The organism is Streptomyces sp. ST2-7A, assembly GCF_021390475.1.
Lineage (GTDB): Bacteria > Actinomycetota > Actinomycetes > Streptomycetales > Streptomycetaceae > Streptomyces.
In genome coordinates this window covers 33713-55323 of the sequence record NZ_JAJUWS010000028.1, presented here as the reverse complement: position 1 = coordinate 55323, position 21611 = coordinate 33713, and the positions used below count along the sequence as shown (strand labels likewise).

Here is a 21611-nt window from a genome sequence, read left to right as displayed (position 1 = left end):
CCGCCCGGCCGCGCCGTTTCCCGGGGTGCTCCCGTCCCACCCGCACCTGCTGCTTCTTCCGTACCGGTGGCGCTCGCGCGGCTCCTCCCATCTGCGCCGATCGTACGGTCCGGGGTGCCCGTGCCGTTCGGGGAGCCCGGCCGGGTTCCCGCGCCGGGCCCCGGGTGCCGGGACCGGCGTCTCCCGGTCGTGATGGGCCCCCGGCCCCGCTCCCCGGGCCCATCACGGCCCCGCCGGGCCCCGGGAGCACGCCGCCCGCCTGCCGGGGCCCGGCGCGGTTCCGCTCACCCGTCCGCCGCCGACCGGCCACCTCGGAAGCGCGTGGCGTGCCACTCGGCGACGGAGCGGATCGGGGCGACCGGAGGGGTCGGGGCCGACCGCCCGACGGGCCGGCGTCGGGCGGTCGGACCCGGCACCGACACCCCCGGGGCGACCCAATGCCCCACCCGGTGAAAAGAAACCGCGATAACCGCCTCGCGCGGAACTCCGGGTGATCTTCGAAAAGGATCCGCAGGAGTCCTCCGGAGCGGTCTCCTTTGCGTCGTTCCGACGGTCTTAACTGTCCGCTTCCGTGAGATTTTCTCTCTTTGTGACAGGCCCTCCGCGCGCCCCGGTGCGCACGGATGGTTTCAAGAAGTGAACACACGGTGCTCCGGCGCCTCCCTCGCGCCTTCGGTTCCGGATCGCATCGTCACCGCGTGTGGTGTAACAGTGGCGAATTATTCGATTCACGTCCTGTTGTCCATCGGTAACCGGTTGGATGCCGTTCATGGATCACCGGACACCGGGGCCCCGCCTCGGCCGAGCCCTCTCGGAAGCCGCGTACGCGGTCTGGGGGAAACACGACAAGGACACCGACGGATGGCTGCCGCTGTGGCGACACATGGCGGACAGCGGAGCCGTGGCCGGGCTGCTCTGGGACCACTGGGTTCCCGAGCAGGTACGGCGCCGGGTGGCCGAAACCCTTCCCGCCGGGGCCGACGACGCCCGTCCGCTGACCGTCTGGCTGGCGACCGTGCACGACATCGGCAAGGCCACCCCGGCCTTCGCCTGCCAGGTGGAGTCCATGGCCGATCGGATGCGCGCCCGGGGCCTGGCCACGCCCTCGCGCCCCGAGCTCGGCCGTGAACGCCGCCTCGCCCCTCACGCCACGGCCGGCCACCACCTGCTGGCCGAGTGGCTGACCCGGCACCACGGGTGGGAGCCCGACGCCGCCCACGCCCCGGCCGTGGTCGTCGGCGGCCACCACGGGGTCCCGCCCACCTACCACGACCTGCTCGAACTGAACCGCCATCCCCGCCTGCTGCGCACCCCCGGAGCGGAGGAGGTGTGGACGGCCGTGCAGCGCGAACTGCTGGACGCCGCCGCCCGGGACACCGGCGTCGAGCCCCGGCTCGCGGCCTGGAGGTCGCTCGCACTGCCCCAGGCGGTGCAGGTGGCGCTGACCGCCATCGTGATCGTCGCCGACTGGATCGCCAGCGACAGCGACCGTTTCCCGCTCTTTCCCGACGGGGGACGCTCATCGGCGGAGCGGATCGCCACCGGTTGGCGGGACATCTCGCTGCCCCCGCCCTGGCGGGTGGCCGCGCCGCCCCGGGCGGCGGGGAAGCTCTTCGCCGACCGTTTCGCCCTCCCGCCCGGCGCCGCGATCCGCCCCGTCCAGGAGGCCGCCGTCCGGCTCGCCCACGACCTGCCGGAGGCCGGACTGCTGGTGATCGAGGCGCCGATGGGGGAGGGCAAGACCGAGGCCGCGCTCGCCGCCGTCGAGATCCTCGCCGCCGGCTCCGGAGCGGGCGGTTGTCTCATCGCCCTGCCCACGATGGCGACGGGGAACGCGATGTTCCCCCGGATGACGGCATGGCTCGACCGTCTCCCCGATGATCGCGACGGTGCCGTCGGGACGCGCTCCGTCTTCCTCGCGCACTCCAAGGCGGCCCTCAACCCCGAGTGGGCCCGGCTGCCGAGCCGGACACCGGATGTCCCTGACGACTCGGACGACTCGGACGACTCGGGCGACCGCCGGAGGAGACCCGCAGACCCCGGCCCCGCGCCGGAACCCGGGACGGCCGATGCCGTCGACGGGCCCCGCGGAACCACCGGGCCCATCGTGCCGCGCGGGGTGGAACCGGACGGTGACCCCGACCGGCTCGGTTCGCGCCCCGCCGATCGCGCCGCCTCCGCCCGCCTCGTCGCCCACCACTGGCTCCGGGGTCGCAAGAAGGGCCTGCTCTCCTCCTTCTGCGTGGGAACGATCGACCAACTCCTCTTCGCCGGGCTGCGCGGCCGGCACCTGGTGCTGCGCCACCTCGCCGTCGCCGGGAAGGTGGTGGTCATCGACGAGGTCCACGCCTACGACGCCCACATGAACACCTACCTGGACCGGGTGCTGTCATGGTTGGGCACCCACCGGGTGCCGGTGGTGATGCTCTCCGCGACCCTGCCGCCCGAGCGGCGTCGGGAACTCGTTGCGGCCTACGCCGGGGGCGGCGCCGTCGGACCACCGCGTCCCCGCCTCGCACGCGCCGCTCGCCGCGCCCGGGCCGAAGCCCCACAGCCCTTCGCGGCCGTGGCGGAGGAGACCGCCCACCCGCTGCTGACCGCCGTCCTGCCCGGTGGAACCGAGGCCCGGGTGGAACGTCCGGCACCCTCCGGGCGCACCACCACGATCCGCGTCGAGCACTTGGCGGACGACCACGGGGCCCTCACCGACCGACTGGTGGAACTGCTGGCCGGTGGCGGGTGCGCGCTGGTGGTCCACAACACCGTCCGGCGGGTGCTGGCCACGGCCGACGCCCTCATCGCCCGATTCGGCGCGGACGCGGTCACCGTCGCGCACGCCCGTTTCGTGGACCTCCACCGGGCGGCCAACGACGCCGACCTGCTCGCCCGCTTCGGCCCGCCCGATCGTTCCCCGGCCGCCGAACGCCCCACCGGTCCGCACATCGTGGTGGCCAGTCAGGTGGCCGAGCAGTCCCTGGACATCGACTTCGACCTGCTGGTCACCGACCTCGCCCCGGTGGACCTGCTCCTCCAGCGGATGGGGCGGCTGCACCGTCACGAGCGCGGTGGCCCCGGACAGGCCGACCGCCCGGCCGCGTTGCGCGCCGCCCGGTGTCTGATCACCGGCGCGGACGGACTGTGCGATCCGACCGCCGCTCCCGAGCCACCGCGCGGTTCGGTGCTGGTCTACGGAAGGCACGCGCTGCTGCGTTCGGCCGCCGCGCTGTGGCCGCACCTGGTGGCACCGGACGGGGGCGGGGCACCGGCACCGATCCGGCTGCCCGCCGACATCGCGCCGCTGGTGCGGGCCGCCTACGGGGACGGGCCGCTCGGTCCGCCGGCCCGGGCGAAGGCGATGGACGAGGCCCGGGTGAAGCACCTCGCCCGTCTCCACGAACGCCGGGAACGGGCGAGGTCCTTCCTGCTGGCCGATGTGGCGTCCGACGGCACGCCGCTGATCGGTTGGGTGGACGCCGGAGTGGGGGACGCCGACGAGACCACGACCGGCCGCGCGCAGGTCAGGGACGGCGCGGAGTCCCTGGAGGTGCTGGTGGTGAGACGTCTCGCGGACGGCACCCTCGCCACCCTGCCCGGGGTGGGCTCGGACTCCCCGTCCGGGGTGCCGTTGCCGGAACACACCGCTCCCGACCGCGATCTCGCTTCCTCGATCGCCTCCTGCGGCCTCCGACTGCCACTCGAACTGACGAACCAATCGTCAATCGATCGAGTGATCTCCGAGTTGGAGGAAGCCTGCGTTCCGGCTTGGCAGACCCCTGAATGCCCCCTTTTGTTCGGGGAACTCCTATTGATCCTCGGCGAGGACTGTCGGACCAGCCTGTCAGATTTCGATCTCAGCTACTCCCGATCCCGTGGCCTCGAGGTGACCCCCCATGCCCAGTGACACCGCGGCGGCCGTCCCGGTCGCCACCCCGGCTCCCGCGTCCTCCCCACCCCCGCGCACCTCCTTCGACCTCCTCACCGAGCCCTGGATCCCGGTCCAACTCCTCTCCGACGGCACCCAACCGGAGCTTTCCCTGCCGGAGGTGCTGGAGCGCGCCCACGAGCTGCGCCGCCTGGTCGGCGATGTCCCCACCCAGGAATTCGCCCTGCTGCGCCTGCTCCTCGCCGTGCTCCACGACGCCGTCGACGGCCCCGGGGACCTCGCCCACTGGACCGAGCTGTGGAAGGCCGACACCCTGCCGCTCGACGACCTCCTCGACTACCTGCAGGAGCACCGCGAGCGCTTCGACCTCCTCCACCCGACCACCCCCTTCCTCCAGGTCGCCGACCTGCGCACCGCCGGGGACGAGGTCTCCCGCCTGGACCGGATCGTCGCCGACATCCCCAACAACGACCGCTTCTTCACCATGCGGGCCCTCGGTGCCGACCGCCTCGGATACGCCGAGGCCGCCCGCTGGCTGATCCACGCCCACGCCTTCGACCCCGCCGGTATCAAGTCCGGAGCCGTCGGCGACCCCCGCGTCAAGGGCGGCAAGGTCTACCCGCAGGGCATCGGCTGGACCGGAAACCTGGGCGGCGTCCACATCGAGGGCGGAGACCTGCGCCGTACCCTCCTGCTCAACCTCGTGGCCGCCGACACCACCAACCTCCGGATCAACCCGCCAGGCGAGCCGAACGAGGACCGCCCCGCCTGGCGCCGACCGCCCTGCGGCCCCGGCGCCGCCGACCCCGTCGAACTCTCGACCCGCCCCACCGGCGTCCGCGACCTGTACACCTGGCAGTCCCGTCGCGTCCGGCTGCGTCACGACGGCCGGGCCGTCACCGGCGTCGTCCTCGGCTACGGCGACCCCCTGACCGCCCACAACCGCTACGACCGCGAGCCGATGACCGCCTGGCGGCGCAGCCCCGCCCAGGAGAAGAAGCTCGGCCGGGAGGTCGTCTACCTGCCCCGCGTCCCCGACCCGACCCGTGCCGCCTGGCGCGGCGTGGACGCCCTGGTGACCGGGCAGACCCCGGGCGCCGAGCAGCGCGGCGAGGCCGCCCGCGTCGTGCGCCCCCGGATCCTGGACTGGGTGGCCCGGCTCGCCGTCCGCGGCCCGCTGCCCCCCGACCTGCTGGTGCGCACCCGCACCGTCGGGCTCGTCTACGGCACCCAGCAGTCCGTCGTCGACGAGGTCGTCGACGACGCCGTTCCCCTCCCCGTGGTCCTGCTGAACGAACCGTCCGACGAGGACGACGGCGTCCCGGCGCTCGGCCCCACCGCCGTGGACGCGGTCCGCCGCGCCGAGGCGGCCGTCACCGCCCTGGGCGACCTGGCCGCCGACCTCGCCGAGGCCGCCGGCGCGATCCCCGACGGCCCGAAGGCCACCGCCCGCGACCTCGGATTCGGTGAGGTGGGCCCCCACTACCTGCTCTGGATCGCGGCCCTGCGCCCCGGCGACGACCCCGGGGAGCGGTACGCGGCCTGGCAGCACACCGCCGCCCGGGTCCTGCGGGAGTTGGGTGACGACCTGTTGGCCGGGGCGGGCTCCGCCGCCCGTGAGGGCCGGGTGGTCACCAGCCGCGCCGGCACCGACGTGTGGCTGTGCGCCGACGCCGCCCACCTGCGGTTCCGCCGTCGCCTGCGCCGGGAACTGCCGCTCGCGTTCCCCCGGGACACCGATACCGCCCCCGATCCCGATCCCGACACCGGGGCCGGGGGCGAGGAGCTCGATCCGGGCCTCGATCCCGCCGGCCCCGGAAACACCCCGACCGCACCCGCCCACCCGAACCCGTCGAATGCCGAGGCCCCCGCATGACCGCGACCACCACACCGCCCCCGACACCCCCCGCCACCGCACCCCCGCCCGCCGACAAGCCGGCACGCCCCACCCGGTTCAAGTCGCTCGGGCCGGTCGGCCTCTTCGTGGAGGAGCGCGTCACGGACCTCCAGAAGGGCTACCTCGCCGACCGCGCCACCGCCGTCGCGCACCTCGCCCGACTGCGCCGGGGCGCCGGGAAGCTGCCCGAGGACGTCCCCGACCTGTGGGGCTTCTCCGGCGACCACCGGCTGTACCGGGCCCACCCCGCCGGTGACCCGGCCGGCGAGAGGGCGAGCGAAGCCGCCGAGAACGCCGCGCACCTCGCCCTCACCCTGTACGCCCTCCACCAGCAGTCCCACCGCGCCGATCGGATGCACCGGATCGACATCGAACTGGGGGAAGCGGTCCGTCGGCTGATGCCGTCCGACGGGATCGACGAGCCGATCCGACGCCGCTTCGTGCAGGTCGGCTCCTCCCGGAACGAGAAGGACCTCGCCTTCCGGCTGCGGGAGATCGTCTCCCTGCTGCGCCGGGAGGGCGTCCCCCTGGACTACGCCCTCCTCGCCGACCAACTGGAGGCGTGGCACTTCCCCCCGAGGCGGGCGAGGGTCCGGCAGGAGTGGGGCCGCTCCTTCCACGCCTGGCGTCCCCGCCGGGCGGAGGATTCCGGGGCCGGCGAGCCAGGGGACACCGCCCCCGACCTCCCCGCCCAGCCATCCGCCCCCGACCACTGAGTTCGCCACCCCTCACCGGGATCGGACACCTCCCCGTCCCACCTTGACCGATCCCCGGGGCCCGATCCCCGACCGGCCCCGCACCGGTGCCGGACACCGACGAGTAAGGACCACCACGACCGTGAAGCGCACCATCCTCGACCTGCACGTCCTCCAGAGCGTGCCGCCCAGCAACCTCAACCGCGACGACACCGGAGCTCCCAAGACCGCCGTCTACGGCGGCGTCCGCCGCGCCCGGGTCTCCAGCCAGGCATGGAAGCGAGCCACCCGCAAGGCGTTCACCGACACCCTCGACCCCGCCGAGCTGGGAGTGCGCACCAAGCGCGTCGCCGAACTGATCGGCGGACGCATCCGGGCCCTGAGCCCCGCCATCGGCGAGGACGACTCCCACCGCCTCGCGGCCGAGACCGTCTCCGCCGCCACCGGCACGAAGATCGAGCCGCCCAAGCGCAAGGCCGACAAGGCCAAGAAGGACGGCGCGCCCCCGCCCCCGCCCGAGTCCTCCTACCTGATGTTCCTCTCCGACCGGCAGATCGAGGGCCTGGCCGCCCTCGCGGTCGAGAGCGTCGCGGCCGGCACCGACATCAAGACCTTCCTCAAGGACAGGGAGGTCAAGGCCCGCGCCAAGAACATCGCCGACACCCGCCACTCCGTGGACATCGCCCTCTTCGGCCGCATGGTCGCCGACGGCGCCGACATCAACGTGGACGCCGCCGCCCAGGTCGCCCACGCCATCGGCGTGCACCCGGTCGAGATCGAGTCCGACTACTACACGGCCGTGGACGACGAGAGCCCCGACGACGAATCCGGCGCCGGCATGATCGGCACCGTCGAGTTCGACTCCGCCACCCTCTACCGGTACGCCGCCGTCGACATCGACCTGCTGCGCCGCAACCTCGGCGCGGGCCTCCGCCCCGAGGAGCCGGCCGGCGAACCGGTCAGGCGGGCCGTCGAGGCGTTCGTCCGGGGTTTCGTCACCTCGCTGCCCACCGGAAAGATGAACACCTTCGCCAACCAGACCCTCCCCGACGCGGTCATCGTCAAGCTCCGCGCCGACCGGCCGATCAGCTTCGTCGGCGCCTTCGAGGAGGCCGTCACCGACACCGAGGGGCGGGGCCACCTCGGCGAGGCCGCCGGTCGCCTCGCCTCCTACATCCCCGAGGTCGAGCACGCCTACGGTGCCGAGGAGGACACCGAGACCTGGGTCCTGCGCGTGGGCACGAACACGGCCAAGCTCTCCGGCCTCGGCACGGAGGTGACCCTCCCGGAGCTGGTCACCGCTGTCGGCGAGGCCGTCGCGACCCGCATGGGGCCCGACGCATGAGCGTGCTCCTCCTGCAACTGGCCGGGCCCCTCCAATCCTGGGGCGCCACGGCCCGGTTCGCCCGCCGCACCACCGAGAACGCCCCCACCAAGAGCGGCGTCCTCGGCCTCCTCGCCGCGGCACAGGGCCGCGACCGCACCGCCGACCTCACCGACCTGGCCGCCCTCCGCTTCGGCGTGCGGGTCGACCAGCCCGGCACCCGGCTGCGCGACTACCAGACCGCCCAACACGCCGACACCGGGAAGTCGATGCCGGTCTCCGAGTGCTTCTATCTCGCCGACGCCGTCTTCGTCGCCGCGCTGGAGGGCGACCACGAGCTGTTGAGCGAACTGCACCGGGCCCTGCGCCGACCCGTCTACACCCCCTACCTGGGACGGCGCTCCTGCCCACCGGCCCGCCCCGTCGAACTGGGCCTGCACACCGACCGCGACCTGGCACAGGCTCTCGCCCGGGAGCCCTGGCACGCCTCGAAGTGGTACCTCCGGCGGCTGGCCCGCCGGACCGACGTGCGGCTCACCACCCTGGTCGAGGCCGCCGGCCCGCCCGCCCGGACGGACGCCCTGCGCGACGTCCCGCTCTCCTTCGACCCCCGACACCGCCGGTACGCGCTGCGCGGTGTGGTCACCGGATCGGTTCCCGCCCCGGCGGCGGACCGCGACATCGAGCCGGGCCGGTTCCCCGCCGACCCCGGCCCGGGGCCGACCGGGGATTCCCCCGCGAGCTCCTTCATCCCGACGGTCCCCGACCCGCGCGTGTCCCACCACGACCCGATGCCCCCGCTGCGAGGCGACTGATGTATCTCACCCGCTTCCGCTTCAACACCCGCCGGACCGGCGCCCGCCGTGTCCTCTCCTCGCCCCGGGTGCTGCACGCCTGCGTCATGTCCTCCTACGCCGACGCCCTCCCGAGCGACGCCGACGGCCCCCGGGTGCTGTGGAGGGTGGACCGCCCGGCTCCCGCCGAGGTCTTCCTCTACGTCGTCGGCCCCGACCGCCCCGACCTCACCCACCTCGTGGAACAGGCCGGCTGGCCGGAGACCCCGCGATGGGAGACCCGCGAGTACGCCCCGTTCCTCGATCGCCTGACCGCCGGGGACACCTGGGCGTTCCGGCTCACCGCCAACCCGGTGCACCACATCCGCCGCAAGGACGGTGAACCCACCAAGCCCACCGCCCACCGCGTCCCGGCCCACCAACTGCGCTGGCTCACCGAGCGCCAGGAGGCCGCCGGGTTCCGCGTCCTGCCCCGCGCCCCCCACCGCCGCCCCGAACCCCCCGCCGGCCTCGACGACCCCGCTCTCGACGAGAAGACGCGCCGGGACCTCCGCGCCCGGTACGCCCTGCGGGCCCTGGAGGTCGTCGTGCACGACCGCCGCGACCACCGCTTCGACAAGCCCCGCCGTGCCGACGACCGCCGCGACGGGACCGGTGGCGAACGGGACGGGGACGCCGCCGCCCATGACCCCTTCCTCTCCCTCACCGACCCCGCCCCCGGCGGGGAGACGGCGGACGGGAGGAAGCCGGGCCCCGTCACCATGGTCACCGCCACCTTCGACGGGCGACTGGAGGTCACCGACCCGGACGCCCTGCGTCGCACCCTCACCCTCGGCCTGGGCCGGGGGCGGGCCTACGGCTGCGGACTGATGACCCTCGCGCCGACGGGAGCGCCCCGATGACCGTCACCCCCACCGGCGAGCCCGGCGCGGCCCCGGTCGGAAGGCCCCGCGCCCGACCCGGGCGGGGCGTCGCCTCCCGGCGGGTCTCCTCGCCGCGCGAGTTGACCCGCGTCGGTGACCGTGTCTCCTTCGTCTACCTCGAACACTGCGTCATCCACCGTGAGGCCAACGCCCTCACCGCCGACGACGGCGAGGGCACCACCCACATCCCCTCGGCGACCATCGGCACGCTGCTCCTCGGTCCCGGTACCCGGGTCACCCACCAGGCGATGAGCCTGCTGGGGGAGTGCGGCGCGGGCGTGGTCTGGGTCGGTGAACGCGGCGTGCGGTACTACTCCGGCGGCCGGGCCCTCACCCGCTCGGCCTCCCTCGTCCAGGCCCAGGCCACGGCATGGGCCAACCCCCGCTCCCGGCTCGACGTGGCGCGCGCCATGTACCGCAAGCGCTTCCCCGACGAGGACCCGGCCGGTCACACCCGCCGCGAACTTCTCGGCATGGAGGGCCGACGGGTCCGCGAGTGCTACGCCGCACAGGCCAAACGGGTGGGCATCACCTGGAAGGGCAGGCACTACGTCCCCGGTGACTTCACCGCCGGGGATCCGCCCAACCAGGCCGTCACGGCGGCCGGCCAGGTCATGTACGGCGTCGCCCAGTCCGTGATCGCCGCCCTCGGCTGTTCGCCGGGCCTCGGCTTCGTCCATTCCGGTCACGAACTCGCCTTCGCCCTGGACATCGCCGATCTCTACAAAGTCGAGATCGGTATCCCGGTGGCCTTCGAGGCCGCAGCCGAGGCGATCGAGGCGGCGCAGGAGACGGAGGAGACGGAGGAGACGGAGAACGCGAACGGACCCGAGGACGTGGGGGCCCGCACCCGCCGGGCCCTGCGCGACCGCATCCACGAAACCCGCCTGTTGGAACGCTGCGTCGAGGACGTCAAGGAACTCCTCCTTCCGCACGGCCCCGCCGGGGCGGACGGCACGGTCGATGGGGACCTCGGGGACGAGACCGCCGCCCCCGACCGGGTCACCCTCCTCGGGGACGGCGAGGAGATCGACTCCGGATACAACCTGGCCCACTACGACCCGTCCGACGGGATGATCTGGTGACCGTCATCGTTCTCACCAAGTGCCCCACCGGATTACGCGGGTTCCTGACCCGATGGCTGACGGAGGTATCGCCGGGCGTCTTCATCGGCCACCCCTCCGCCCGCATCCGCGAGATCCTCTGGAACGAGGTGCGCGAATACGCGAACCAGGGGCGAGCCCTCCTCGCGTACGGCACCAACACCGAACAGGGCTTCGCCTTCGAGACCCACGACCACCACTGGCACCCCGTGGACCACGAGGGTCTGACCCTGTTGCGGCGACCGGACAAGCCACCAACGGCCACGACCACCCCCACCAAGGGCTGGAGCAAGGCGTCCAAACGCCGCCGCTTCGGACGCCGCTGACCCAGCCGTCCCGTTCGGACCGACCGCCCACCCGTCTCGTGCAAGCACCGTGCTTGCGCGGCGCGGGCCCGGGCGCCCGAACGGGACGGGTCACCGACCCTTCCCGGTCACCCCACCCACTCGCCCCGGGGGCTCCGCCCCACTTCACCGACCATCCGAGCCCCTTCACGGAAAGCACCGTGCTTGCATGGCCATCCTGCATCTCCGCGAACTCCCCGAGGAGACCGCCGACATCCTGAAAATCAGGGCCGCGCGGGCCGGACAATCGCTCCAGGAGTACGTGCGCCGCATCCTGGAACGAGAAGCCTCCCTGCTCACGGGGGAGGAAGCCGCCGAACGGGCCTCCGCCATCGCGGCCCGTTCCGCCCTCGCCAACCATCGGGTGGTCAACGCGGTCGCCGAGGTCCGCGAACCCCGCGAGCGGGAACGGACACGGCTGTGATCGTCACGGACACCTCGGCGCTGGTCGGATTCCTGGTGGGCGGGGACATCGCTGCCGAACGCCTCCGAGCTCTGCTCACCAGGGAGATCCCGGCCGTCGTGCGGGGCATCGAACTCGACTGCGCCTCGGTACTGAGTGCCCTGACGCGCCGGCACCACCTCCCGCCGACCAGCGCGGACCGTGCCCTCACGCTCCTTTCCCGCCTCAACCTCCGTTGCTACGACCCGGCTCCGCTCCTCCCACGGATCAGGGAACTCGACCCGCACCTGGCCCCGCCGGACGCCTGCCACATCGCCCTGGCCGAGACGCTGGGAGTCCCCCTGCTCACCATGGACCGCCGACTCGTCAACATCCCGGGCGTCCGCTGCCCCACCCGCCTCATACGTCGCTGAAACGACCCCACTGCCGGGAGGGAGACCCCGTGACCCATCAGGTCGAAATGTCCGAATCTCCACTCCTTGCAAAAATGGCCCACTCCGCCGGGTAAACTCCCAGGTCAGTTACTCTGCTCCCCGCGCACGCGGGGATGGTCCCAACATGAGGCGTGCACACTTCCTCTCCGTAGTCTGCTCCCCGCGCACGCGGGGATGGTCCCGGCGTCGCGGAGGCTCTGTGGCCGGTGCCCGCCTGCTCCCCGCGCACGCGGGGATGGTCCCGCGGACGTGCGCAACTACTGCGAGAAGTCCCGCTGCTCCCCGCGCACGCGGGGATGGTCCCGCGGATTCCGCACCCACCACGGCCACTCCACCGCTGCTCCCCGCGCACGCGGGGATGGTCCCCGCAACAACGCCGCTGCGGCGGTGCGATCCCTCTGCTCCCCGCGCACGCGGGGATGGTCCCAAGTCCGGCACGGCCATGTTCAAGGTGCGGACCTGCTCCCCGCGCACGCGGGGATGGTCCCGCCTATGACCGGACCAACGCGCCGACCGAGGTCTGCTCCCCGCGCACGCGGGGATGGTCCCCCGACGCGAGGCTGTCCGCGGCCGGGCGGACGCTGCTCCCCGCGCACGCGGGGATGGTCCCTGCGGCCCGACGTACCTGCGTTCGCCGGTGAGCTGCTCCCCGCGCACGCGGGGATGGTCCCGAGGGGATGATCTGGTCCGGGCCGGTCAGAGGACGTAGGGGTCCTCGCCGAGGGCATCGGCGACACGATCCAGTGATTCCCGGAGCGCCGGGGGAGCGCCCGGAACGGCCCTTCCCCGCCGAACGGTGGCCTCCAGCAAGCTCAGGGTGATGGTGGAGGCCGTCTCCCCGGTGGCGGGGGCGAGGAAGTTCGCGACCTCCTCCGCCTCACGCCACGCCCTCAATTCGAGGAAGCAGGCAAGCAGTCGAACAGCGGCGACGTTCCGGTAACCCACCGGCTCGCCGCTCGGTTCGTGGGTGGCGCGTTGCAGAAGGGGAACGGCTTTTTCCCACCGTCCCGATTCCTGAAGAGAACGACCCTCCTGCCGGTCGAGTTCGTCCTCCGAGATCCACCATGACCAGGGTGGGGCCACGTCGGGGGGATCGTCCTGCAGCAGCGAACGGGCCCGCAGAAAGTTTCGAACGGCTTCCTCGTGGCGTCCCGTCCCCGCCAGGCCCTGGCCTTCCCTGGCCCGGAAGATCGCCTCCACCCGTGGGGGCAACTCGCGGGACTCCAACACGGAACGAGCGATGGCCAGTTCCTCGCGGTGACGTCCCACCCACCCCGAGACCATGCCCATGTTCTGGAGGATGAGGAGTTCGATCGAACCATCCCCGGCCAGTCGCGCGAGGAACAACGCTTCCTGGTTGAACCGACGGGCGGCGGCGAGGTTCTCCGCGTTGAACAGGGCCCATCCCGCGATCTCCGCCAACTCGGCGGCGGCCGAGCGGATATCCCGTTCGTGCCGTGCTTCGTAGTCGCCCTGCCCGAGGCGTCGATGGACCGCTTTGAAGGCGCGGGTGGCCATGTCGGCGATGGGGAGGCCGTTGAGTTCGTTGTCCAGGAGGACCAACCGACGCGAGGTCTCCCGGATCGCGCGGACGTAATCATCCCCGACGGGAGTGTCGTCCGTTCCCGTCAACCGTGGCAGGGAGGAGGGCCGGGCTCCCGGGCTCGTCTCCGAGGCTGTCCCCGTCTCCCAGGGGCGAGGGGCGAGCCGCAGCATGTGGCCGGGAATGCGTAGGACGTCGGCGATGTGTTCGATCTTCGACAGTGTTGAGATCGTCCCTTCTCCGCGTGCCAGTTGGCAGACGCGGGAGGATTTGATGTCGCACGCCTCCGCAATCTGGTTGAAGCTGACGCCCGCCCACTTGCGGAGGAGGAAGAACAGCCTCCCGAAATCCTGCGTGGCAATGGCTTCCCGCACGTCATCCCGTTTCAACAGGTGTGGAGGGACGGCGGCCGATGTTCTCACGTCACTTCCCCCGAGGTCATCGCGCTTCACTCGTTCGGTTTACCCACCATGGGTGACCCATGGTGGGGTAACGCTCGAAATTCCGGTACGGCACCCTCGTCGTCATGATTACTCGCCGTACTGAAAAGGATACGCTTCTCTTTCCCGCCCCGGGGACGATCGTCCATGACGTCCGCCGGAAGCGGGTGGGGATCGTCATGGGGCACGTGGGGCCGTACGTGCAGCTCCGGCCGGAAGGTGGCGGGCGGGAGTGGGACGCGCGGCCGGAGGACGTTCGCCCGCCGGCGTCGGTGCCCCCGGTCCCCGTCGCTCACCACTCCACCGGAGACATGACGGGTGGCTGCCATGGATGAGCCCGGGTACCGAACCCGGGTGCCGTACGCGTTCGATCCCCGGCCCCGACGGCCGAGCCCGGCCCCCGCCGGTCACCGGCTGACCTTTCCGGCGAGGGCCGGAGGACGGCCCGGCCCCGCCCATGCCGCGCCCCCGGGCAGGCGGACCCTTCGGATGGTCGGGCAACTGCGAGGAGTCCTCCTCGCCCGGCTGGGTCAACCACTCGCTCTCACCGTCGGCTTCGGTATGGGCTTCCTGCTCGCGACGGCCTGGCTCATCGCCCGGTGACAGGCGCACGACCCAGAACCGGTCGGTCACCACCGCCCCGGACCGATCACCCCGCATCCCGAAAAGCACCCCTCGGCACAAGGAGTTCCGACATGAACCCGCAGTGGATCACCCCCAAGACCGACGGCAACCCGCAGGACGACAGCGACAGTGGCAACAAGCACGGTGGCGGTGGTTCCGACGAGGGCGGCAACACCAACGACGGTCAGGGCCCGGCGGACGGTCGCTGATCGATGGAGACGACGACGCACGACGCGGAGGCCGGTCACCGGTGGCTGGCCTCCGCCCTCATCGACAAGGGGGCGCTGACCCCCGAGTGGGTTCCCGCCTACGACGCGGTGCCCCGGCATCTCTTCGTCCCCGACGTCATCTGGCCGGGGCGTGCGGGGATGAACCGGCCGCGCCGGCGCGTGATCCGCTCCGAGGAGCCGGAGGCGTGGTGGGAGGCCGTCCACCGCGACGCCCCCATCGCCACCCAGTGGGACGACGGCACCTACACCGGGCCGGGGAAGGGACGCACCCCCTCCTGCTCGAACTCCATGCCGACCATGGTGTTCACCATGTTGGCAGCCCTCGAACCGCTCGACGGCGAAAGGGCGTTGGAGATCGGGACGGGCACGGGGTGGAACGCCGCGCTGCTCTCCGCCCGCCTCGGTTCCGGCAACGTGGTGACCGTCGAGGTGGACGAGGAGACCGCCGTGGACGCCCGGCAACGTCTCCACGCCGCCGGCCACACCCCGACGACCGTCGTCGGCGACGGCGCCGAGGGGTACCCGCCCGGCGCCCCGTACGACAGGGTGATCGCCACCTGCTCGGCCGGCCGGGTGCCGCCGGCCTGGCTGCGCCAGACCCGACCGGGCGGGGTGATCGTCACCCCGTGGGGGCCGACGTACGGGGGCGAGGCCGTGGTCCGGCTCGCGGTGGCGGGGGACGGATCGGCCTCCGGACGCTTCGTCGGATCGTCGGCGTTCATGCGGCTGCGTGACCAACGCCGGAACCTGCCGCCCCCCGACGCCTTCCCCGGTGCCCCGGGAGAGGGGGAGCGGGGCACGACCGCGCTCTCCCCGGAGGAGGTGGGCGGCTGGCTCCACATGTTCGTCATCGGCGTCCGGGTGCCGGACCTGTTCTGCCGCATCGAGCGGACGGGTGCCGGAACCTACCGGCTGTGGCTGTACGACACCGGTGCCACGAGCCGGGCCGTGATCGGTTACGACGAACCCGCCGCCGGGTACCCCATCGTGCAGTACGGCCCGCGACGGTTGTGGGACGAACTGGAGGGCGCGTGGCGGTAGTGGGACCACCGGGGCCGCCCCGGCTTCGACCGCTTCGGGCTCACCGTCTCGGCGGACGGGTCGCACACCGTGTGGCTCGACGACCCCGACCACCGGGTCTCCCCGGCGAGGGGGTGACCTCTTCCCGGCGACGGCCGGCCGGGTACCGAGAGGGCCGGGAGGCGGGACGGCTCACCGCCTCCCGACTTCGGTCGGCCCCGCCCCGATCGGTGGGCCGGGATCCGTTACCGGACGACGGCTTGGACCTCCTGCACGGTGACCGGCAGTGTGCCCCGGACCGTGGCGGCGGGGAGCTCCCGGGGTTCGGGGGTTCGGGGGTTCCGGTGCCGGTCCAGGTGACCGTCCAGGTGAGCGAGGCGTCGAGTTCGTAGTCTCCCGAGCGCAGGTAGGTGGCACCGCACGGCGGTTCCTCACCGGTCCGGCCGGGGGTGTAGGGGACGCCGAGCGTGTCGGCGGTGCCGGTGGTGCACCGGCCGTTGGCCGGGTGGGTGACCGCGTCCGTCGTTCCCGGATCGACGGACAGCGAGGAGGGCACCGCCGTGACCGTCACCTGCCAGGCCGGTGACTCCAACGTGGCGGTCACCGACACGGTGCCGGTTTCCGCCGTCTCCTGCCACAGCCAGGTGGGCAGGTTGACCACCTGCGGGCCGTCGGGATTCAGCACGGGGTCGGTGTCGGGCAGCGGCAGCCGGTCGTAGGCGGTCTCGGCCATGATCTCCGGGGTGAGGGTCAGGGCCTCCGACGACTCCTCGCCGGCGGCGACCCAGAAGGGGCGGGCGTGACAGCCGCCTTCCCCGGCGCTGCCGACCCGGTCGGGGTTCCAGGCGGAGAAGTAGAAGTAGCCGTCCTCCTCGGCCAGTTCCTCGATCGCCCACGGCTCTCCGTCGAAGTAGCGGGCGCGATGGTCGGCCCCGGTGCCGTTGGGGTCCGATCCCCGTTGCTGCCAGTGGCGCCGAAGACCTTGTGCCCACTCCAACGCGTAGTCGTGGGGCACGGGTTCGTACCAGCACACCGGGGGCGACCACGCACCGCCTCCCCCGGCGGCGGGGGTCACCGAGGTCTCACCGCCGTCACGGGTGGCGCTGTAGGTGATGCGGCTGGTCAGCTCGTTGTTCCCGCTGCCCGCAGACTCCTCCACACGGTGGTTCTGATCTCCGCCCGCACCCCAATCCGCCGACGCCGCGGCGGCGGACACCAGGAGCCACCCCAGAACACCACACGTCATCACGGCGTATCGGCTTGACCCGGTCATCGCTGGCACCGGGCATCCTCCTCCGTGTCCGGTTCAGCCATTCCGGCCACCTGCCATACACCGGCGTGGCTCTCACTCTCCCGCACCCACACGCGTGCACGTCGTTGGGAGCCGACGTGCTGGGAGCCGTCCTCCGCGGTCAAGAGTTCCCCGGTGGCCAGATCCTTGGTGTGCGAGTCGGTGCGGTCGCTGCAGTACTCCACCATCGGGTCACCCCGGTCGGGGATGGTCACCTCGAAGTCGTAGTAAATGACCGTGCCCGCCCACGTGCGGCCCTCTTCCCCACTGGTGGAGGCCGAACGGACATACTCCTCCGCCGCCTCCCAGGCGTCCCCGTATGAGTAGAACGAGATGGCTTCGTGGTAGGGGTCGCCGAGAGAAACAGCCATGTCAACGGAATTGGTTCGACGCTGGAGGTCCGCGAGGATGGCGTCCTTTTCGGGGTCGCCGGTCTCGGTGTCCTCGAAGATGTTGACCATGTCGTCGGGCAGGACGATCTCGGGGCGCTCGATGCCGTCCTCGTCCTCGGTGGTGGTGGCCTCCGGGGCATCGGCTTCCTCGGCCTTGTCGTCGGTCTCGGTGTCCGGGGTGTCGGCGCCCCGGATGGGGCCGGCGTTGTCATCGGTTCCGTGGTCACCACCGGCGCTTCCCCCGCATGCCGTGAGCAGGGCCAGGGCGGTGAGGATCGGGACCATCAGGGCGGCACGTGCGCGGCGGTGACTCATGAGGTGGTCTCTCCCGTGGACATGGGAAGCGGGCTGTTGCACACCCGTAACTCTATGTGTCCCGAGCAGGTGTGCGGCATCGGCCCCTACTCATCGCGACGAGCACGGGCTTCGCCGGACCCTGCCGAGAATTCACCGGCGTGGTCCGGTGGGAAGCGAGGAGTATGGCCCCATGTGTGGGAACGGGGAGACGGCGTTCGTCCTGCCGCGAGGAGCCACCGGCTTCTTCCGGCCCGGGGACGGCCCCCTGCCCGAAATCGATCGTCGTCTCTTCCGCACCGGCCTGTACGAGGCCGCGCGCCTGGCCGAGGGCACGGTGGGGGAGGTGGAGGAGCGGACGTACCCCTGTACGTTCCACATCGCGTCGGTCCTGCACGATCGGGAGGAGAGCGTCGTTCTGTGCCATGCCCACCACCCCTGGATCGCCTTCGTCCGGGAGCGCGGGCTGTGGTTCGACACCGGGTTCATCGATCCGCCGTGGTGGGCCCGGGCGTTCTCGTGGGTGGGGTTCGAGGTTCTCGACCGATTGTTGCTGACCACACCTCTGGAAGAAGTGGACACCTCGGGCCTCTCCCGGGAGGAGCGAAGCGCCTGCCGGCTCTACGAGAACACCACTCTCGGCGGACTGCTCTTCAACGCTCGGGATCACGGGCCGGGCTGTGCCCCCGATGAACCGGATGCGGGGTGAAGCCCCTCGGGGGAGGTATCTCGAGGCGAAAGGGACGAGCCGGTGGCATGGCCCGGCACCTCTGCGGTCACAACCAATCGGGGGCCTGCGCCGGATGTTCCGGGTGGGTCAGTTCGATGGCCTCTCCCACCGGGGTGTATCCGGTTTCCGTGGAGCGGGCCGCCCGAACACGGACCCGGTCTCCCGGGAGAAGGACGACCAGGGCGAGGCGGGAGGACAACGGGCGGTGTCGAGGGGCAGCCCCGCCCCTGGTCCGGACACCGAGGGAATCGGCTTCCGTCGGCACGAGAAGCTCCACGACGCGCACCAACTCGTAGCCCTCGTCCCCGGAATCACGCCCGGTGTAGATCAGGGATTCGGAGTCCGTGCTGATCGCCGGCGCGCGGGTCGTGAAGCTCTCTTCATCCGCCGGCGGGTCCATCGGATCGAACCCCCACATGAACGCGCCGCCGCCGAGATGGTCGCAGTCGGGCCATTCGTTGCCGGGGCCGCCGTCGGGGTCGCGCAGGGAGTGGTAGATCTCATCGGCGAGGTGGCCGTCGTCCCTGCGGTGCAGGATGAGCACGAACCCGAGGTCGCCCTCGACGCACACATCCGCGACGACCGGCCCCTCGTCGAAGCCCGCTCCCGGCGATGCCGTCGGGAGGGTGCCTTCGAGGGCCCGACGTGCGATCTCGGCCATCGGTTGTCTCGGGCGCCCGTTCTTCATCGTTCCATCTCTCCGAGATTCCGGATCGTGGGTTTTTTCCGTACGACGACTGTGGGCTGGGAGCGGTGCCACCCCGACCCGGAGCGGCACCGTCCCCATCGGTGGATGTCGGAGATCAGGGGATGGTGAGGCCGTGGTTGCTCAGCGCCCGGCCGATGGGCTCGTAGAAGGTGGTGCCGCCGAAGGTGCAGTCGCCGGAGCCGCCCGAGAGGATGCCGACGGCGGAGCTGCCGGTCCACAACGGGCCGCCGCTGTCGCCGGGCTGGGCGCAGACGTTGGTGCGGATCATGCCGTGAACGATGTCGCCGCCGCCATAGTTCACGGTGAAGTTCAGTCCTGTGACCGAGCCGGAGCGGCAGCCGGTGGTGCTGCCGGAGCGGGTGACGGGCATACCCACGTAGGCATTGGAGGTGCCGGTGATATTGACGATCGAGCCGCCGCAGATGACTTGGCTCGGGTTGGCGGAGGAACCACCTTGGAGGGCGATGTAGCCGTAGTCGGCGCCGGGGAAGTTCGAGTAGACGGTGGGAGCAAGGTACTTGACAGAGCCGTTGCTCATGTACCAGTCGGGGTACCCTCGCGTGCAGTGGCCGGCGGTCAGGCCGTACGCGCCGCCGTGGACGTTGAAGCCGAGGGTGCACCGCCGGCCGTCAGTGGAGAGGATGGGGTCACCGCCGCGGAGCAGGGGGGAGAGGGTGCCGGGTACCTCCTCGACCTCCAGGGTCCCGTTGTCGGTGCCGGCGCTGCGCATGATGCGGCGCAACTCCTTGTCCGAAACGGTTTCGTCGACCAGCACCGTGACGGTGCCGTTCTCCTCGTCCACCGCCCAGGCGGTGCCGCCGACGTTCGTCGTCGCCACGGCCTCGGCCATGGCGTGGAGCCGGTCGGCGGTGATCTCTCCGCCGGTTTCGGCGGCGGCCGGGCCCGGCAGGACGAGTGCCAGGGCCGCCGCGAGGCCGAGCGGGATGGTCGCGAGTCGTCCGAGGGGCGTCCGCCGATGCCGCGTACGGGACGTCTTGTCGGTGCGCTTGATTCTCACACGTCCTCCTGTGGGAGTGAGCGGGCCACGCTCGTGAACGGTGGATCAGGTCATCGCATGGCCCGTTGGTCGAGTGATGAGCGGACCGAAAATCCATGGCTTTCGAAAGCTCGTCACGAAGTGTGAGTATTCAGGGGGGTTACGTGTTCAACAAGAGTGAATATCGGCCTGGTGTGCGTGGAATGAGGAACACCTCGACGGGTGCATGGGGTCGGTGGGTCTCCGGGGTTGGGTGCGGTCGGTCGAGGTGTCGTTTTTCGGCCTCCGGCCTCCGGGGCCCGGGGCCCGGTGGTGCGGTGTTTACTCGTGGTTTCCGGAGGGGGAGGCGTCACTCGGAGCCGTGCCCACGGAAAATGCCATCCACTCATTCGAGTGAGAGAAATGGGTTTCGGCCGTGAGGTGTGGTTATGGTCGGCTCGGCGACCCGTGCGAACCCCGGAACCGTTCGGAGCGGTGGTGCCGGTCGGGAGCCCCCGGGTCGGAAGGAGAGGAGATGTTCGATGCGTGAGAACCGGGATGACTTTCCGCCGCGCGAGGTGATTCGTTTCCGTGCCCGAAAGACGGGGGAACACCCTGTCATCTCGAATGAGTTCATCGATCGCCTGCGCTACGGCACGTCGCTCGGCATGGCCGCGTACATCCTCACCCTCCCCGAGGGGGAGCCGGTGACCTTTGACTCACTCGCGGAGCGGTACCCCGACGACCGCTTCTACCTGAAAGATGCGTTGCGGGAACTGGAGGGAATCGGCTTCCTCGAACGCTTCCCCGAAAACTGAGTGGACGGCCGCCGCCCCTCCGGGCCCTCGAGCCCTCCCGGGCCCGCCCCTGTTCGGACCGTCGAGCCGATCGGAGTGGGGCCGGGCTCATCCGGATGGGTTGTTGGAGGGACCCCGGAGTGGATTACCCCGCTCCGTGTCGGGATCGAACGCGTGAGGAGTGGAGATGACCCGGGAAAAACCCGCCTTCGGGAAACCGGATTCGGCGAACACGGGTGCCCCGCCGGTCTCGGAGAAGGAGCCGGCTTCCCTGACGTTGGAGATGGACGCGGAGAACCGTTCGCACGTCATCAGGGTCACGGACGGGACCGCGATTCCCGCCGAGATCCGGGCCGTCGACAAAGTGGGGCGCACTCTCGCCGTCTACACGGCTGTCGCACGACATACCAGAACCCCGGTGCTCGAGATCGATGACAGCGGGCGCGAGGCGATCCATCACACGAACATCGTGCGGTAGACGGTGGGGTGGCCCCGCCGCCGCCGCCGGCGGTGGAGGCGGCAGGCGGTTCCGAGCCGTCGCGGCGACGGGGACCCACCGCTCGGTTACCCGGCGTCGAGACCCAAGCGGTCCCGTGCGAGCGGCGCCGAGGTGGAATATCCGGATACCCGCTTCCCGGGAAATGGACGACCCGGTCCCCGAACCACGGGCCATACATTCGGCTCCGGGCACGTGCCGGGTGGGCCCGAGGCCTCGGCACGCCCTCGCCAAGGACGTCGGCGTCGAGGGCGATCGGGTCGAGGGCT

General features: G+C 71.7%; 21 protein-coding genes and 1 CRISPR repeat array. Of the genes, 16 read left to right on the top strand and 5 right to left on the bottom strand.

Going from position 1 to position 21611, the window contains the following annotated elements; all coding sequences use genetic code 11:
• The first annotated feature begins 769 nt into the window (after positions 1 to 769).
• The 10 genes from cas3 to LZF96_RS17465 all read left to right on the top strand — a co-directional run bounded on the left by cas3 (position 770) and on the right by LZF96_RS17465 (position 11779).
• Positions 770 to 3901, top strand: a complete 3132-nt coding sequence (cas3, locus tag LZF96_RS17510; protein WP_233873098.1) for a CRISPR-associated helicase Cas3' — start codon at positions 770 to 772, stop codon at positions 3899 to 3901.
• Complete coding sequence (gene casA, locus LZF96_RS17505) at positions 3891 to 5759, top strand: type I-E CRISPR-associated protein Cse1/CasA (protein ID WP_233873095.1); 1869 nt, start codon at positions 3891 to 3893, stop codon at positions 5757 to 5759. The genes cas3 and casA overlap by 11 nt, the downstream gene beginning before the upstream one ends.
• On the top strand, positions 5756 to 6496 hold the full coding sequence (gene casB, locus LZF96_RS17500) for a type I-E CRISPR-associated protein Cse2/CasB (RefSeq protein WP_308294226.1): 741 nt from the start codon (positions 5756 to 5758) through the stop codon (positions 6494 to 6496). Before casA ends, casB begins: the two co-directional genes overlap by 4 nt.
• A 121-nt stretch (positions 6497 to 6617) precedes the next feature.
• A complete protein-coding gene (cas7e, locus tag LZF96_RS17495) occupies positions 6618 to 7820 on the top strand; it encodes a type I-E CRISPR-associated protein Cas7/Cse4/CasC (RefSeq protein ID WP_233873092.1) in 1203 nt (400 codons plus the stop codon).
• The gene (gene cas5e, locus LZF96_RS17490; protein ID WP_233873089.1) at positions 7817 to 8614 is read left to right on the top strand and encodes a type I-E CRISPR-associated protein Cas5/CasD; all 798 of its coding nucleotides are present in this window, start codon (positions 7817 to 7819) and stop codon (positions 8612 to 8614) included. The genes cas7e and cas5e overlap by 4 nt, the downstream gene beginning before the upstream one ends.
• Positions 8614 to 9495 carry a type I-E CRISPR-associated protein Cas6/Cse3/CasE gene (locus LZF96_RS17485; protein ID WP_233873086.1) on the top strand — a complete coding sequence of 294 codons (882 nt, stop codon included), beginning with the start codon at positions 8614 to 8616 and terminating at the stop codon, positions 9493 to 9495. Before cas5e ends, LZF96_RS17485 begins: the two co-directional genes overlap by 1 nt.
• Positions 9492 to 10601, top strand: a complete 1110-nt coding sequence (gene cas1e, locus LZF96_RS17480) for a type I-E CRISPR-associated endonuclease Cas1e (RefSeq protein ID WP_233873083.1) — start codon at positions 9492 to 9494, stop codon at positions 10599 to 10601. The genes LZF96_RS17485 and cas1e overlap by 4 nt, the downstream gene beginning before the upstream one ends.
• On the top strand, positions 10598 to 10945 hold the full coding sequence (gene cas2e, locus LZF96_RS17475) for a type I-E CRISPR-associated endoribonuclease Cas2e (RefSeq protein WP_233873080.1): 348 nt from the start codon (positions 10598 to 10600) through the stop codon (positions 10943 to 10945). The genes cas1e and cas2e overlap by 4 nt, the downstream gene beginning before the upstream one ends.
• 187 nt (positions 10946 to 11132) lie before the next feature.
• A complete protein-coding gene (locus LZF96_RS17470; RefSeq protein ID WP_233873077.1) occupies positions 11133 to 11387 on the top strand; it encodes a hypothetical protein in 255 nt (84 codons plus the stop codon).
• Positions 11384 to 11779: a type II toxin-antitoxin system VapC family toxin gene (locus tag LZF96_RS17465; protein WP_233873074.1), complete on the top strand. Its 396-nt coding sequence runs from the start codon at positions 11384 to 11386 to the stop codon at positions 11777 to 11779. Before LZF96_RS17470 ends, LZF96_RS17465 begins: the two co-directional genes overlap by 4 nt.
• 113 nt (positions 11780 to 11892) lie before the next feature.
• Positions 11893 to 12471: a CRISPR direct-repeat array (repeat unit 29 nt; unit sequence CTGCTCCCCGCGCACGCGGGGATGGTCCC).
• Positions 12472 to 12496: 25 nt separating this feature from the next.
• On the opposite strand, the gene LZF96_RS17460 is transcribed toward LZF96_RS17465, so the two are convergent.
• The gene (locus LZF96_RS17460) at positions 12497 to 13717 is read right to left on the bottom strand and encodes a tetratricopeptide repeat protein (RefSeq protein WP_233873071.1); all 1221 of its coding nucleotides are present in this window, start codon (positions 13715 to 13717) and stop codon (positions 12497 to 12499) included.
• Positions 13718 to 13869: 152 nt separating this feature from the next.
• Here LZF96_RS17460 and LZF96_RS17455 point away from each other — a divergent pair, with 152 nt between their 5' ends.
• The 3 genes from LZF96_RS17455 to LZF96_RS17445 all read left to right on the top strand — a co-directional run bounded on the left by LZF96_RS17455 (position 13870) and on the right by LZF96_RS17445 (position 15678).
• Positions 13870 to 14118 (top strand): hypothetical protein, encoded by a 249-nt coding sequence (locus tag LZF96_RS17455; RefSeq protein ID WP_233873068.1) that lies wholly within the window; start codon positions 13870 to 13872, stop codon positions 14116 to 14118.
• Between the two features lie 360 nt (positions 14119 to 14478).
• A complete protein-coding gene (locus tag LZF96_RS17450) occupies positions 14479 to 14616 on the top strand; it encodes a hypothetical protein (RefSeq protein WP_233873065.1) in 138 nt (45 codons plus the stop codon).
• Positions 14617 to 14619: 3 nt separating this feature from the next.
• Positions 14620 to 15678 carry a methyltransferase domain-containing protein gene (locus LZF96_RS17445; RefSeq protein ID WP_308294225.1) on the top strand — a complete coding sequence of 353 codons (1059 nt, stop codon included), beginning with the start codon at positions 14620 to 14622 and terminating at the stop codon, positions 15676 to 15678.
• Between the two features lie 40 nt (positions 15679 to 15718).
• On the opposite strand, the gene LZF96_RS17440 is transcribed toward LZF96_RS17445, so the two are convergent.
• On the bottom strand, positions 15719 to 16816 hold the full coding sequence (locus LZF96_RS17440) for a hypothetical protein (RefSeq protein ID WP_233873062.1): 1098 nt from the start codon (positions 16814 to 16816) through the stop codon (positions 15719 to 15721).
• Between the two features lie 110 nt (positions 16817 to 16926).
• The gene (locus LZF96_RS17435; protein ID WP_233873059.1) at positions 16927 to 17655 is read right to left on the bottom strand and encodes a hypothetical protein; all 729 of its coding nucleotides are present in this window, start codon (positions 17653 to 17655) and stop codon (positions 16927 to 16929) included.
• A 172-nt stretch (positions 17656 to 17827) separates the two neighbouring features.
• Here LZF96_RS17435 and LZF96_RS17430 point away from each other — a divergent pair, with 172 nt between their 5' ends.
• Positions 17828 to 18343: a hypothetical protein gene (locus tag LZF96_RS17430; RefSeq protein ID WP_233873056.1), complete on the top strand. Its 516-nt coding sequence runs from the start codon at positions 17828 to 17830 to the stop codon at positions 18341 to 18343.
• Between the two features lie 67 nt (positions 18344 to 18410).
• Here the strand turns inward: LZF96_RS17430 and LZF96_RS17425 are convergent, their stop codons facing one another.
• The gene (locus tag LZF96_RS17425) at positions 18411 to 19025 is read right to left on the bottom strand and encodes a hypothetical protein (protein ID WP_233873053.1); all 615 of its coding nucleotides are present in this window, start codon (positions 19023 to 19025) and stop codon (positions 18411 to 18413) included.
• A 142-nt stretch (positions 19026 to 19167) separates the two neighbouring features.
• The gene (locus tag LZF96_RS17420; protein WP_233873050.1) at positions 19168 to 20091 is read right to left on the bottom strand and encodes a S1 family peptidase; all 924 of its coding nucleotides are present in this window, start codon (positions 20089 to 20091) and stop codon (positions 19168 to 19170) included.
• A gap of 500 nt (positions 20092 to 20591) precedes the next feature.
• Between LZF96_RS17420 and LZF96_RS17415 the strand changes: the two genes are divergently transcribed.
• Positions 20592 to 20867, top strand: a complete 276-nt coding sequence (locus LZF96_RS17415; RefSeq protein ID WP_233873047.1) for a hypothetical protein — start codon at positions 20592 to 20594, stop codon at positions 20865 to 20867.
• A 166-nt stretch (positions 20868 to 21033) separates the two neighbouring features.
• Positions 21034 to 21324, top strand: coding sequence for a hypothetical protein (locus LZF96_RS17410; RefSeq protein WP_233873044.1), 291 nt, complete (start codon positions 21034 to 21036; stop codon positions 21322 to 21324).
• Positions 21325 to 21611: the final 287 nt, after the last annotated feature.

Bases quoted from the DNA above. Each gene is read 5' to 3' on its own strand.
- LZF96_RS17450 (WP_233873065.1), top strand. From the start codon at position 14,479: ATGAACCCGCAGTGGATCACCCCCAAGACCGACGGCAACCCGCAGGAC.
- LZF96_RS17410 (WP_233873044.1), top strand. From the start codon at position 21,034: ATGACCCGGGAAAAACCCGCCTTCGGGAAACCGGATTCGGCGAACACG.
- LZF96_RS17425 (WP_233873053.1), bottom strand. From the start codon at position 19,025: ATGGCCGAGATCGCACGTCGGGCCCTCGAAGGCACCCTCCCGACGGCA.
- cas3 (WP_233873098.1), top strand. From the start codon at position 770: ATGGATCACCGGACACCGGGGCCCCGCCTCGGCCGAGCCCTCTCGGAA.
- LZF96_RS17435 (WP_233873059.1), bottom strand. From the start codon at position 17,655: ATGAGTCACCGCCGCGCACGTGCCGCCCTGATGGTCCCGATCCTCACC.
- LZF96_RS17470 (WP_233873077.1), top strand. From the start codon at position 11,133: ATGGCCATCCTGCATCTCCGCGAACTCCCCGAGGAGACCGCCGACATC.
- casA (WP_233873095.1), top strand. From the start codon at position 3,891: ATGCCCAGTGACACCGCGGCGGCCGTCCCGGTCGCCACCCCGGCTCCC.
- LZF96_RS17430 (WP_233873056.1), top strand. From the start codon at position 17,828: ATGTGTGGGAACGGGGAGACGGCGTTCGTCCTGCCGCGAGGAGCCACC.
- cas1e (WP_233873083.1), top strand. From the start codon at position 9,492: ATGACCGTCACCCCCACCGGCGAGCCCGGCGCGGCCCCGGTCGGAAGG.
- LZF96_RS17415 (WP_233873047.1), top strand. From the start codon at position 20,592: ATGCGTGAGAACCGGGATGACTTTCCGCCGCGCGAGGTGATTCGTTTC.
- casB (WP_308294226.1), top strand. From the start codon at position 5,756: ATGACCGCGACCACCACACCGCCCCCGACACCCCCCGCCACCGCACCC.
- cas5e (WP_233873089.1), top strand. From the start codon at position 7,817: ATGAGCGTGCTCCTCCTGCAACTGGCCGGGCCCCTCCAATCCTGGGGC.
- LZF96_RS17455 (WP_233873068.1), top strand. From the start codon at position 13,870: ATGATTACTCGCCGTACTGAAAAGGATACGCTTCTCTTTCCCGCCCCG.
- LZF96_RS17445 (WP_308294225.1), top strand. From the start codon at position 14,620: ATGGAGACGACGACGCACGACGCGGAGGCCGGTCACCGGTGGCTGGCC.
- LZF96_RS17485 (WP_233873086.1), top strand. From the start codon at position 8,614: ATGTATCTCACCCGCTTCCGCTTCAACACCCGCCGGACCGGCGCCCGC.